This window comes from Halanaerobium praevalens DSM 2228 (assembly GCF_000165465.1).
Classification (GTDB): domain Bacteria; phylum Bacillota; class Halanaerobiia; order Halanaerobiales; family Halanaerobiaceae; genus Halanaerobium; species Halanaerobium praevalens.
The window spans coordinates 286,618-299,204 of record NC_017455.1 but is presented as its reverse complement, the minus strand read 5'-3'; the positions used below and the strand labels follow the sequence as shown (position 1 = coordinate 299,204).

The following is a 12,587-nucleotide window of genomic DNA, read 5'->3' as shown; positions in this document are numbered from 1 at the left end:
ACCACCAATTATTTTTTGACTAACTCAGCTGCTCTTAAATTTACTTTTTTCATTTTCTCTGCTAAAATTTCTTGTTTGCTTTCTCTTGACAATTCTGCTTCAAATTTAAAAGGTTTACCAAAAACTATAGCTGTTTTACTAAAAGGGTAAGGAAGTAAAAATTGATCCCAGCTACCAAATTTTTTCTTCCAGCGAGCATCAACTCCAACTGGGACTAGAAATGAATCAGCCTTTTTTTGCAAAAATATAATACCTGGTTTAACCTCATGCCGAGGTCCAGTTGGACCATCTGGAGTAATAGCTGCACTAAATCCATGTTTTAACTTGCGATAAAGCTGAAGTAGAGAACGACTACCACCCCTACTACTTGAACCCCGAATTAATTCCCAACCTAAATTCTCCAAGACTTTAGCTATATAGCTTCCATCTCGACTCAAACTTGCTAAAGCATAAATACCTAAACCACGCAAAAAATAAGCTGGAACCCAAAGTGTCCCATGCCAAATTGAAAAAAGTAATGATTCTTGCTGCATAATTTTTTTCTCTATCCTTTGCCAACCTTCAACCTCAAGTCTATAACTAGAATTTGTAGCCTTTAATAAATAATATGCTAAAGGAGGAATTATTTTTTCTTTTAAAGTTTTTTTATTTTTTTTCACTATTTATTCCTCCTTTTTTAATAATTATATTGTTCTTTTAAGCATTTGGATCTTCAATAAACTGTCCCTGGTATAAAGAAGCATATTTACCTTGAGCAGCTAATAATTTTTGGTGACTTCCAACCTCCATTATCTCTCCCTGTTCAACTACTACAATCTTATCTGCATTTTTAATTGTAGAAAGTCGATGAGCAATAATAAAAGTTGTTCTAGCTTCCATCAAGTTTTCCAAAGCTTCCTGAACTAAATTTTCAGATTCTGAATCAAGAGAAGAAGTTGCTTCATCTAAAATTAAGATTTTAGGATCTTTAAGTATCGCTCTAGCAATAGAAACTCTCTGCTTTTGTCCCCCAGAAAGACCAACTCCTCTTTCTCCTACTATTGTATCATAAGCATTGGGGAAATCCATAATAAAACCATGGGCATTTGCTGCTTCAGCCGCCTGCTGAATAGCTTCAAAATCAGCTTCTAAATCACCATAAGCAATATTATCTCTTAAAGAACCACTAAATAAAATAGTTTCTTGGGGAACAATACCAATAAAATCCCTTAAACTATCTATTTGCAAATCTCTAAGATCATGTCCATCCAAACGCATCCGACCTGAAATTGGGTCAAAAAAGCGTGGAATCAAATCTACCATAGTCGTTTTACCAGCTCCACTATGACCAACTAAAGCTACAATTTCACCAGGATTAGCTGTTAAATTAATATTTTTTAAAACTATCTCATTTTTATTATAAGCAAAACTTACATTATCATAAACGACTTCTCCTGCTACTTTTTTGAGTTCTATTTTGTTTTGATCATCTTCACGCAGCTCAGATTCTGTATCCATTATTTCGAATACTCTCTCAGCTGAAGCAAATAACTGCTGTAAACGCTTAGATAATTTAGTAATAGAACGCAGAGGATCACTAATAGTTAAAAGTAGAGTAAAAAAGGCAATTAACTCAGATGCTGTCATTCGTCCCTGCATAACCTCATAACCACCATACCACAGGATAGCTGTAAAGGAAATTGCAGCTATAAATTCAACTAAAGGAGTTAAAATTGCTCCATACTGTGTTTTTTTCATTTTGGCTCTAAAATTAGCATGGTTTTCACTACTAAAACGATCAAACTCATATTCTTCCCGGCCAAAAGATTTAACAACTCTTACAGCTGATAAAGTTTCTTGTAGTACATCAGAAACATCTGCTATTTTAATTTGTACTCTGCGACTAACTTTTTTTAGTTTATAATTAAATTTAGTAATAACATAAGTAATTAAAGGTAAGATTATAATTAAAAAGACTGTTAGCCGATAATTTAAATACACAAGGTAAATTATACCACCAATTAATGTAAATACCTTATCTATAGTTCCTACAGTAGTTTTGATCATTGAGCTTTCTAAATTTTTAACATCATTAGTTACCCTTGATAAAATATCTCCAGTTTTATTTTTACTATAAAAACTTAAAGATAAATTATGAAGGTGGGCATAAAGATCATCTCTCATATCTTTAATTGCTTTTTGAGAAACATAAGAAACAAGATAGGTTTTTCCATAATAGGAGACCCCTTTGAGAAAATAAACTACAATCATCATTCCTGCAACTAAAGAAAGCTGAATCATTCCTTCTCTGCCCATATCAATATCAGAAATAATTGTTTCTAATAAATCCTGAAAAACCTTAACGAAAAAAACAGTTAAAAAGGCATGAACTAGCATGGAGGCAACTCCTCCTGCCAGTCTGCCTTTATATGGTAAAATATATTTAAATACTCTTTTTAATAATTCAAAATGATTATTTTCTTTGACTGAGTCCATAATAATGAATCCCCATTCCTGAAATTTCGTGATCAACATCCAAACCAGGGATACCAAGTTTTCCGTAAAGAGCTACTGCTAAATGTGGTTCTTTACTCACAATTCCAATTTTAATTCCTGCTCCTGAGATACCAGAAAGTGGTTTATCAAAATCAATCATTGCTCTTTCTACACAGCGGGTTAAAATTCGCTGGTCTTGGACTGATTCGGTAATCACATCACCTTTAATTGCAGCTCCTAAACAGTTTCTTAAAACTTTATCTTTTAATTTTGAGCCTTTACCTCCTGCTCGAGTAATTACAGCTTTATATCCCTCATTTTTATATGAATCTATAATTTCTTTGTCAAATTCATCATTCACCATTGACAGTAATACAGCCACCTTTCCGATAGACTGGCTTCCATCAATTATTGTAAAGTCATCAATTGAAAAATCCGATAATTCCATCAAATCACCTCTTGGTCTTATTTTTTAGTTATTTACTTTTAAAAAAGGTTAGTTTCTAAATTTTAACTACCACTTATTTTTATTCAAGATAACTAATTTATTTCCTCTTTTAAGTCTGGGAAAATCGCTTTGATAATTTCTTTATAGCCTTTGATTATTCTATTTGAAGGCCGATTAACTAAATCTTGATCAACTAAATATACACGCTTGTTTTTAAAAGCAGAAACCTCTCTAAATATCTTTTTTTGACTCAAATCTTCTAAGTCTAAGCCCTCAGGTGTACTGTGTTTACTACTAATATATACTTCTGGATCAGCAGCAATTAAACTTTCAGCACTATAAGTTGGCCAGCGTCCTGCCGCCTTACTAGCAACATTATAGCCGCCAGCTTTAGTAATGAGATCATCAATAAAGGTTCCCTCACCTGCTGTATAAAGAGGATCTAACCAAATCTGATAAAAAACACGTGGTCTTTGCTTCTTTTCTAATTTTTCTTCTACTAATTTACTTAAATTCTGATATTCTTTTCTCATCTCTTTTGTCAGTTTTTTTCCTTGAGTCTGAGCAGAAATTAAATAAGAAATATCCTCAATCATATCTATTGTATCATTAATCGAGCTAGGTTTAAAACCAATATTTTTAATTCCCAGTTCTGAAAGACGATTTAGAGTCTCAACTTTGGTTACTGACTCTGTCAAAACTAAATCAGGCTCTAAAGCTACAATCTTTTCAATATCTGGTTCTTCTATTCGGCCAATTTTTTCTTTAGCCAAAGCTTGCTTGGGATAATCACAAGCTGAACTAACTGCAACTAATCTTGATTCAGCTCCCAAAGCATAAATTATTTCGGTAATTGCTGGTGCTAAAGAGACTATTCTTTGAACTTTATTTTCAATTTTAATATTTCTTCCTAGAGCATCTTGATATTGAAGAGGAAAGTTTTGAGCTAAAGTTATAGTTACTAAGCTAAAAACTAAAATCAATGTTATACTAAAAATATTTAAACTTTTTTTCATTATTTTCACCTCAATCTAGAACTATTAGTTCCCAATTAAATCTCTCCGCTGAGGAATTGGAACTGGTGTTAATTTATGCTGATTAGCAGCTGCTAATCTTTCTATTTTTGCTTTTATTTCTGGCTCAGCCTGACCAGTTAAAATATAATTATCTAGTTGTTGATAGCTAAAGCCCATTTCTTTTTCATCAGTCTGGCCAGACCAAAGTCCTGCCGAAGGTTTTTTAGTGATGATTTCAGTTGGAATACCCAGCTCTTTTGCCAGTTCTCGCACTTCATATTTTACTAAAGAACCTAAAGGTGCTAAATCAATTCCACCATCACCATGTTTAGTAAAATAACCAATCTTCAGCTCGCTCTTATTATCTGTACCAACAACAAGATAAGAAAGAGATTGAGCATAATAATAAAGGCTGGTCATTCTTAAACGAGGTTTAATATTAGCAGCCGCCAATTTGCTTCCCTTTATTTTATTTGACTTTAAATTAGATAATAAATGATCATAGACTTCACTTAAATCATTTTCTATTACCTTTAAATCCAGTTCAGAAGCTAATTTTAAAGCATCTTCTCTATCTTGAGGATTAGAATGACATGGTAAAATAACTGTTAATAAATTTTCAGGAAATGCAAGCTGACATAATCTAGCTGTAACTGCCGAATCAATACCCCCACTTAAACCAACAACTGCACCTTTAAGACCCGATTTTTTTAGTTCACTTCTTAACCAATTAACTAAATTCTCTTTTATTTTTCGATAATCATTATTTTTAATTATTTTTTGATCCATTTTTTTCCCTCCCAGAATAATTTCCAGCAATCAAGGCTTTCAAATTACCATCTATTTTAGTTATTTGCCAAATTCCCTTAACTTTTTTGACTAATACCTGATCTTTAGTGTGAAAAATAGAGTTATCATTCTGATTTTGATAACTAAAGTTATACTTAACTTCGAATTTATACTGTTTAGCTGCAGCAGAAAGCTTTTGGATCTTTAAGTCTTTAATTTGATAAACTCTTTTTATTTCTTTTTTAGGATCTCCACTGCTATAAGCTGACTGCATTTTTTCTATTACATGACTTTCAGCAATCAGGGTCTCTAATTGATCTAAATCAAAATCTACTGCTGCTTTCGCTAAGCTAATATTTTTATTTGCTACTGCCTGATAAAAATAATTAACCACTTCAACTGGAGTAGTTGTCTCCTTAATAACGGCTGGAGGACCTGAAAACAGTCCCCAAATAAAGCCTCCACTAATAAGCAGAAAGAAAACTAAGATTTTCCAGTTCTGACGAAAAAATAATTTTATTTTTTCCTTTCTTCTTTTACTCTGTACTAACTTATTGGGCTTTGATTTTTGGCCAGCAGCTAAAAATTTTACAGTAAATTTATTTTTTGGAGCTATATTTTCTAAACTCATTAAAACAGTTTCCAATTTCGGCCGCTGATCCTCTTTCTTACTTAACAGCTTCATTATTAAATTATTTAGTTCAGAACTAATTTTCTGATTAAGTACTTGGACTTTTAAAATTTTTTCAGCCTGAATTTTAGTTAAAATTTTAGCTTTATCTTGGTCAGTAAAAATAGTTGTTTGAGTTAAAAAATAATATAAAATAGCAGCCAGATTAAAAAGATAAGCTTCTAACTGCCACTTTGGAGCTGAAATTATCTCAGGAGGTCTAAAATATTCTGCCGCTGGTAGCTTAAAGTTTAAACCACAATAATTTTTTTTGACTTTTAAAATTGATTCTGGCATCAAATAAATGTTTTCTGAGGCATCAATCCAAAAATGATCTGCTTTAATACCGTTTGGAAAAAGCTTTTTGATAAGTTTAAGTTCAGTTAAAGTTTTAAAAATTTGTCTAAATTCTAAAAGTAATTTTTGAGAATTTATTTTTTTGGTAGTTAAATATTGAGCTAGAGGCTTTAAATTAAACTGATCTAAACATAAAAAGTATTCCCCATTTTCAATTTTTACTGCTTGATAATTAATAATCTTAGCAGATTTATTTCTTTGAATAATATTGATTGTAGATTTAATTTCCCGCACAAGCTTAAGCTGAACTGGTGAACGAGGAACAGCAGCAGAAAATAATTTCTCCTGTTTAAATTCTTGGTTTTTTGGCAGGCGCCCCATACATAAACCTCCACTTTAAAATTAAAAATAAGCACAGTTATCCACCCAAATCAATTTCAGGTGGATAACTAGCTTTTGCCAAATTTAAATTAATTTTGAATAAAATCTAAAGAAACTATAGTATTAAATCCTCATTTTTTTGAGCAGAATTTTCAAATTCATCTTTTTTAGCCTGATAGCCTGAACGGCCAAAAATACCATACGTATAGTTTTTACCTAATTCAACTCCAGGTTGGTTAAAGGCATTAATATTAAACAATTCTCCTGCTACTGCAGTCTGAAACTCAAAAAAGTAAAATAACTGCCCTAAAGTAAACTCATTTACTTTTGGAACTTTAACAGTCTGATTCATTCTTTGTCTTTTATTTAAAGCAAGCTCAGTTGCCCATTTTTCAGTGTTAATTAATTCAGCAAAATTATGATCACCTAAATAGCCTAAACCATCTAAATCAGCATAAGCTTTAGGTATTTCTAATTCTTCTGCAAAATTTTCTACTTCAAGAAAAGTAATTATTTTATCAAAAGGACCTTCCATATACAATTGAGCTTGAGAATGTTGATCAGTTGCTCCTAAAGCTTTAATTGGAGTTGGACCTAAATTAACCTTATTTCCCTGACGATCAACTTCTTTACCCAGTGATTCTGCCCACAGCTGTCTATACCAATCAGCTAGATCACTTAAACGATCAGAATAAGGCATCATAACTGACATTACCTTACCTTTTTTATAAGCTAAATACTGAATTAAAGCATTTACTAAAGCAGGATTTTGCCAAAAATCATTTTCCCGACAAATTTTATCCATATAAGCTGCTCCTGCTAATAATTGCTCAATATCAACCCCAGTCATTGCTGCTGAAAGTAAACCTACTGGAGTTAAAACAGAAAATCTTCCTCCAACATTATCAGGAATAAAAAACTTCTTCATTCCTTCTCTTTCGGCAATTTCTATTAAATAACCAGAATCTTTACTTGTAGTAGCTATAAAATGCTCTCCAACTCGATCTTCACCTACTGCCTCTGCAATAAATTTGCGGGCCAGCAAAAATTGGCTCATTGTTTCAGCTGTGCTGCCTGATTTAGAAATAACATTAAATAAAGTCTTTTTAGGATCTAGTTTAGCCAATAAAGCTTTAACACCTTCGGGATCAACATTATCACTTACAAAAAGGCGAGGATAACCATCTCTTGCTTCTGCAAATAAATTATAATAAGGATCATTAATAGCAGTCTGTACTGCTATATTTCCTAGAGCTGAGCCGCCAATACCTAAAACAACAAAATTATCAAATTTATCTTTTAATTCTTCAGCAGTTTGTTTAAGTTCTGCCACAATTTCTTGCTGGTTATGGGGTAATTCCATAAAACCCATTTCACCAGCTTCAGCAGCTGCTAAAATATTTTGATGTGCCTTAACTGCTTCATCTTTAAAATCGAATAGTTCTTTTCTTTGAAGTCCATGTTTTTGACCAATCATTTCTGCAAAAACATTATTAATATCCAGTTTAACTCTTAAATCAGTTTCTGACTGAACTTTTTGATCTGCAGACATTATATTTCCTCCTTATATTCTTAAAATATTAATTGCTTAATAATACTATCACAAGTATATATTTTTTAAGCAAATTTTGCAAGATTTATGTCCAGCTTATGTTTACAAGACCACAATTTTTAAATTATATTTCAGCAGTGCTCTAGCATAAATATCATGTTTTTACGATATAATTTTCAATATTGTAAAATGCTTAACTTTTTTTCTTAAGTTTAGAGCATAATATAAATATAAAGATACCCTACAAGGGTATTGTTGAGGAGGTAAATTAATGTATACACTTTATTATATTGCTGGAATCGCAGTTATAGTTTCATTTTTTACGAATAAAGAAAAAACTTTTAAAGGGCTAAAGATTGGCTGGAAAAAATTCTCTAAGATTCTGGGCACTTATCTCAAATTATTAATTATTTTATCATTTATTTTGCTCATTTCTGATCGATTTATAATTAATTATCTTGGCGGCCAGGCTCCATTTATCGGAATGATTATGGGCTTGATTATCGGATCAATTACTATGATGCCCGGTTTTATAGCCTATCCCTTGGCCGGAATATTAATTTCTAAAGGAGTAAATTATATGGTTGTAGCTGCCTTTATTACAACTTTGATGCTGGTTGGAGTAGCAACTTATCCAGTTGAAAAAGAATATTTCGGAATTAAAGCAACTATCTGGCGGAATATTGCTGGTTTGATCATCTCAGCTTTAATCGCTATTGCTACAGGAATCTTATACGGAGAGGTGTTAATCTAATGGCTAAAAACAAAGAACAAAAAAAGAAAAATAGCAATTTAAATTATTATATATTTGCAATTTTTGCAGCCTTTATTGCTGGATCATATTTTATTAATTTTGATCTTGGTCAAAGAATTGGAGCTAATTTTATGATTTTTGCCCGTGATATGGGTTTGCTCTTACCCCCAGCTTTTGTGCTGATAGGTCTATTTGATGTCTGGGTCAGTCGTGAAAGCATTGAAAATAATTTTGGTAATAAATCTGGTTTCAAAAAATACATCTATGCTATTTTGCTGGCCGCAACTACAGTTGGCGGAACTTTTGTAGCTTTTCCAGTAGCTAATACTCTCTATCATAAAGGAGCAAATTATTCTTCAATTTTCACTTATGTAACAGCTGCTTCTTTAGTTATGATTCCTATGAGTATTATGGAAGCTTCAATACTTGGAATTAAATTCACTGCTATCAGAATTGGTGTTTCTTTACCACTGGTCATTATCAGCTCAATTATTCTAGGTAATTTCTTGACAAAAATTGATTATAAAATTCCTAAAAATGAGTAATTTGCAGCTGCTATTTTTGAGAGCAATTATGACCAAATATATATTGAAGAAGCAGCAGTTAAGAGAATTTAATTATCTTATCCTCAGGACTGCTGCTTTTATTATTTATACTATTTTAATTATTCTCCACTCTTGATATTTACAAGCTACTAACAAATTATTCTAAATAAGTGTTCCAAAAGAAGGGCTGCCAGCCTGACTTAAAGTTTTTAAGTTCTGATCTGCGAATATGAAGTCGACTATAATCTAAAATATTAAAATAGGGAACAGAATCCCAGAGTTCAGACTGCATCTTTTCCATAATTTGATAACGTTTTTCTTGATCAACCTCTTTTAACATCTCTTTAAAAACTTGATCCATTGCTCTGGATTCTTGACTATCCCAATTACTAATCCATTTATTAGTACCTGTCCAACCTTGATGGATTTGGGGATCTGTAACTACTTTAATAAAGGGAGAAAGATGCATATGCCAACCTTCTTTTTTAGCTCTTTTTTCAACTACAGTTGGACGATCAAATAGTTTTAACTCTACTTCAATCCCAATTTTTTCAAGTTGGTCTTTAATTGCAATAGCTCCCTGTCTTTCCATCTGATTATCTTGACCACTTAAAATAACTAATGGCTGGCCATCATAACCTGACTTTTCCAGCAACTCTTTTGCTTTTTCAGGATCATATACTCCATAAATACCTGCACCCGCATCTTCTACATGCCAAGGATTACCTTCTTCATGTAAAGCAGATTCTAAACGCCAAAATCTAGGATCACCAATCATTCCATATCCCAGTTCTTCAAAATCAAGAGCATAAACTAAAGCTTGACGTCCATATTTATTATCAAAAGGTGCTGCTGAATTATTAAAAATTAACATTGACATCCGATCTGGATAAATAATTACATTCTCTATATTATTATCCATTTTAAAAATAGGATACTGATCTCTAGGAACTTCTTCTGCAAATTGGAATTGACCTGTCTGAACCCCAGAAACTCTAACCTGAGCATCTGGAATAAAATTAAATACTATTTTATCCAAATAAGCAGTTCTTTTACCAGCAAAGAAAGAAGCCTCTCTCGGACTTGGACTATAATCTTCAAAACGAGTTAAAACTAACTTCTGATCCGGCACCCATTCTTCATACTTATAGGGTCCAGTCCCTACATGACGATCAATAACATCAGAACCAAATTCTTCAACTATTTCTTCTGCTCTAACTACAAACTTCTGGTTAGAAACAGGTGAAGCTAAAATATTAAGAAAAGGAGCATAAACTTCTTTGAATTTAAAACGAAGATTAAATTCATCTATTTTTTCTACTTTATCAAAATATGGTTTTACAAGCTGACCTCCATTATTTAATTCAAGCCACCTTCTAAAAGAGGCAATTACATCATCTGCATTCATTATTTGGCCATTATGCATTTTAACATTTTCTCTTAATTTAACTTCATAAATTAAACCATCTGCTTTTATTTCATAATCTTCTGCCAAATGAGGGGTTAAATTAAGATTCTCATCAAATTCAAATAGACCTTCATAAACATGGTTCATCATAGCTGTAATTAAAGAATCAGTAGAATTATCACTGTCTAAATGAGCAACCGACATCTGAAAAGCAGTGTTAAGAGTCCCTCCATAACGGTCTTCAGTTTGAGCAAAACTAATACCACTTACTAAAAGTGTAAAAACCATTACCATTAGAACTAGTGAAGCAAATCTCATTTCTTTTTTCATTTTGCCACCTCTTTATTTTTTTATTATATTTTTTAAATGTGGATCTAATAAATCCCTTAAGCCATCACCTAATAAATTTAGTGATAAAACAGCCAAAACAATCATTATCCCAGGAGCAAAAATCATCCAAGGAGCCACAACCATATAAGTTCTAGCATCAGTTACCATAGCTCCTAAACTTGGTTCTGGAGGCATAATACCTACTCCTAAAAAGCTAAGTGCTGCCTCATCTAAAATTGCCAAAGCGAAATTAAATGTAGCTTGAACCATAATCGGAGAAGCTGAATTTTTTAAAATATACTTAAATATAATTCTCAGATCTTTAGCTCCAGCTGCTTTAGCAGACTCAACATAATCTAAATCTTTAATTGAAATAACTGAACTCCTAACTATTCTTGCCATTTTAGGAAAATAGGCAAAAGATAAAGCTAAAATAATATTTAATTTACCTGCTCCCCAAATAGCAGCTAAAGAAATAGCAATAATAATCCCCGGAAAAGCCATCATAGCATCTAAAACTCTCATAATAACTTTATCTAATTGAGGATAATAACCAGCTATAATTCCAATCAAACCACCAAAAATAACAGTTAAGCTGACTACTGCTAAACCAATAGCCATTGAAATTCTAATTCCGTAGATTATTCTAGTAAAAACATCTCTTCCATATTGATCTGTACCCAAAAAATGTGCTTTTGAGGGAGGTTGCAGCCTTTTTCGGGCATTATTTCGAACTGGATTATAATCTGTCAAAAAAGGAGCAAAAACACTCAAAAATATTAAAAAAATCAAAATAATTATTGAAGTTGTAATATATGGATGTTTATATTTTTTGTATTTTTCTAAAAATAACAATTTAATACCCCTTAGTTATAACGTATTTTAGGATTTAAAAATGCATAACTTAAATCAACTAATAAATTTAAGCTAACATAAATAATCGCCACAAAAATAATTGAAGCTTGAATTACCGGGATATCTCGTCTCATAATAGCATTAATAGCCATAAAACCTGTGCCTGGAATCACAAAAATAGTTTCTACAATCCAAGTTCCTCCCAATAAAATAGCAAAGTTATGCCCAATAACAGTAATTACTGGTAACATAGAATTTTTAAGTGCATGTTTAAAAATAACTTTTTTAGCAGCCAAACCCTTACTTTTAGCTGTTCTAATATAATCTTGACTAAGAGTTTCTAACATTGCGCTTCTAGTCATCCGAGCTATAATACCAGCCTGCATAAAAGCTAAAGTCACAGCTGGCAAAACTAAATATTTAAAACTACCAAAACCTGCCTCAGCAATTTTTTCATAACCACTAACTGGAAACCAACCTAATTTAACTGAAAAGAAAAACATTAAAATTAAGGCCAGCCAAAAACTCGGAATAGAAATCCCTAAAAGTGAAAAAGTAATTGAAAGCTGATCTAAAATTTTTTGATGCTTAGCTGCTGCTAAAATCCCTAATAAAATACCAGCAGTTATACCTGTTATTTCAGCGAAAATAGCAATTAAAAATGTCGGTTCAAGCCGCTTAAGTAAAATTTCTGAAACTGGAGCATTTAAGTAAAGAGAATTACCAAAATCTCCTTTCAAAATTGCTGTAAACCACTTAAAAAACCTAATTAAAAGTGGCTGATCAAAACCTAAACTTTTTTCTAATCTAAGTACTTCTGCTTCTGAAGCCATATTACCTAAAATAACTCGCACTGGATCTCCAGGCATTAAATTTGTTATAAAAAAAGCAATAATAGCTACTATAAAAATTATGGGGATTAATAATAAAATTCGCTTAATTATATAATTACGCATTTTTTCCACTTCCTGCTTATTTATTCATTTTTATCTTTTAATTTATATTATCACAACAAATCTTTTATATCAATTAAGAACAGTTATTAATTAAAATTGTTATTTAGCTTA

12 protein-coding genes are annotated in these 12,587 nt (G+C 31.7%); 2 read left to right on the top strand and 10 right to left on the bottom strand.

The features are described 5' to 3' along the window. Positions 1 to 8: 8 nt before the first annotated feature. The 7 genes from HPRAE_RS01290 to HPRAE_RS01260 form a co-directional block, all read right to left on the bottom strand. Positions 9 to 659: a lysophospholipid acyltransferase family protein gene (locus HPRAE_RS01290; RefSeq protein WP_014552442.1), complete on the bottom strand. Its 651-nt coding sequence runs from the start codon at positions 657 to 659 to the stop codon at positions 9 to 11. Between the two features lie 37 nt (positions 660 to 696). After that, positions 697 to 2,475: an ABC transporter ATP-binding protein gene (locus HPRAE_RS01285; RefSeq protein ID WP_014552441.1), complete on the bottom strand. Its 1,779-nt coding sequence runs from the start codon at positions 2,473 to 2,475 to the stop codon at positions 697 to 699. After that, positions 2,453 to 2,923: a HutP family protein gene (locus HPRAE_RS01280; RefSeq protein ID WP_014552440.1), complete on the bottom strand. Its 471-nt coding sequence runs from the start codon at positions 2,921 to 2,923 to the stop codon at positions 2,453 to 2,455. Before HPRAE_RS01280 ends, HPRAE_RS01285 begins: the two co-directional genes overlap by 23 nt. Before the next feature lie 92 nt (positions 2,924 to 3,015). Then, positions 3,016 to 3,939, bottom strand: coding sequence for an ABC transporter substrate-binding protein (locus tag HPRAE_RS01275; RefSeq protein WP_014552439.1), 924 nt, complete (start codon positions 3,937 to 3,939; stop codon positions 3,016 to 3,018). A gap of 24 nt (positions 3,940 to 3,963) precedes the next feature. Then, entirely contained in the window at positions 3,964 to 4,728 is a 765-nt protein-coding gene (nadE, locus tag HPRAE_RS01270; RefSeq protein WP_014552438.1) for an NAD(+) synthase, read from the bottom strand. Further along, a complete protein-coding gene (locus HPRAE_RS01265) occupies positions 4,709 to 6,076 on the bottom strand; it encodes a protein kinase domain-containing protein (RefSeq protein WP_014552437.1) in 1,368 nt (455 codons plus the stop codon). The genes nadE and HPRAE_RS01265 overlap by 20 nt, the downstream gene beginning before the upstream one ends. 115 nt (positions 6,077 to 6,191) lie before the next feature. After that, on the bottom strand, positions 6,192 to 7,628 hold the full coding sequence (locus HPRAE_RS01260; RefSeq protein WP_014552436.1) for a glucose-6-phosphate isomerase: 1,437 nt from the start codon (positions 7,626 to 7,628) through the stop codon (positions 6,192 to 6,194). Between the two features lie 271 nt (positions 7,629 to 7,899). Here HPRAE_RS01260 and HPRAE_RS01255 point away from each other — a divergent pair, with 271 nt between their 5' ends. Both HPRAE_RS01255 and HPRAE_RS01250 read left to right on the top strand, forming a co-directional pair. Then, positions 7,900 to 8,382: a hypothetical protein gene (locus HPRAE_RS01255; protein WP_014552435.1), complete on the top strand. Its 483-nt coding sequence runs from the start codon at positions 7,900 to 7,902 to the stop codon at positions 8,380 to 8,382. After that, positions 8,382 to 8,927, top strand: coding sequence for a permease (locus HPRAE_RS01250; protein WP_014552434.1), 546 nt, complete (start codon positions 8,382 to 8,384; stop codon positions 8,925 to 8,927). Before HPRAE_RS01255 ends, HPRAE_RS01250 begins: the two co-directional genes overlap by 1 nt. 157 nt (positions 8,928 to 9,084) lie before the next feature. On the opposite strand, the gene HPRAE_RS01245 is transcribed toward HPRAE_RS01250, so the two are convergent. The 3 genes from HPRAE_RS01245 to HPRAE_RS01235 are packed head-to-tail and all read right to left on the bottom strand — an operon-like array spanning position 9,085 to position 12,476. After that, a complete protein-coding gene (locus HPRAE_RS01245) occupies positions 9,085 to 10,665 on the bottom strand; it encodes an ABC transporter substrate-binding protein (RefSeq protein WP_014552433.1) in 1,581 nt (526 codons plus the stop codon). Positions 10,666 to 10,677: 12 nt separating this feature from the next. Continuing rightward, positions 10,678 to 11,520 (bottom strand): ABC transporter permease, encoded by an 843-nt coding sequence (locus tag HPRAE_RS01240; protein WP_014552432.1) that lies wholly within the window; start codon positions 11,518 to 11,520, stop codon positions 10,678 to 10,680. Between the two features lie 11 nt (positions 11,521 to 11,531). Beyond that, entirely contained in the window at positions 11,532 to 12,476 is a 945-nt protein-coding gene (locus HPRAE_RS01235; RefSeq protein WP_014552431.1) for an ABC transporter permease, read from the bottom strand. Positions 12,477 to 12,587: the final 111 nt, after the last annotated feature.

What these genes read in the sequence shown, in the direction of transcription:
- HPRAE_RS01285 (WP_014552441.1), bottom strand. Translation starts at nt 2,475, where the DNA reads ATGGACTCAGTCAAAGAAAATAATCATTTTGAATTATTAAAAAGAGTA.
- HPRAE_RS01280 (WP_014552440.1), bottom strand. Translation starts at nt 2,923, where the DNA reads ATGGAATTATCGGATTTTTCAATTGATGACTTTACAATAATTGATGGA.
- HPRAE_RS01275 (WP_014552439.1), bottom strand. Translation starts at nt 3,939, where the DNA reads ATGAAAAAAAGTTTAAATATTTTTAGTATAACATTGATTTTAGTTTTT.
- nadE (WP_014552438.1), bottom strand. Translation starts at nt 4,728, where the DNA reads ATGGATCAAAAAATAATTAAAAATAATGATTATCGAAAAATAAAAGAG.
- HPRAE_RS01265 (WP_014552437.1), bottom strand. Translation starts at nt 6,076, where the DNA reads ATGGGGCGCCTGCCAAAAAACCAAGAATTTAAACAGGAGAAATTATTT.
- HPRAE_RS01260 (WP_014552436.1), bottom strand. Translation starts at nt 7,628, where the DNA reads ATGTCTGCAGATCAAAAAGTTCAGTCAGAAACTGATTTAAGAGTTAAA.
- HPRAE_RS01255 (WP_014552435.1), top strand. Translation starts at nt 7,900, where the DNA reads ATGTATACACTTTATTATATTGCTGGAATCGCAGTTATAGTTTCATTT.
- HPRAE_RS01250 (WP_014552434.1), top strand. Translation starts at nt 8,382, where the DNA reads ATGGCTAAAAACAAAGAACAAAAAAAGAAAAATAGCAATTTAAATTAT.
- HPRAE_RS01245 (WP_014552433.1), bottom strand. Translation starts at nt 10,665, where the DNA reads ATGAAAAAAGAAATGAGATTTGCTTCACTAGTTCTAATGGTAATGGTT.
- HPRAE_RS01235 (WP_014552431.1), bottom strand. Translation starts at nt 12,476, where the DNA reads ATGCGTAATTATATAATTAAGCGAATTTTATTATTAATCCCCATAATT.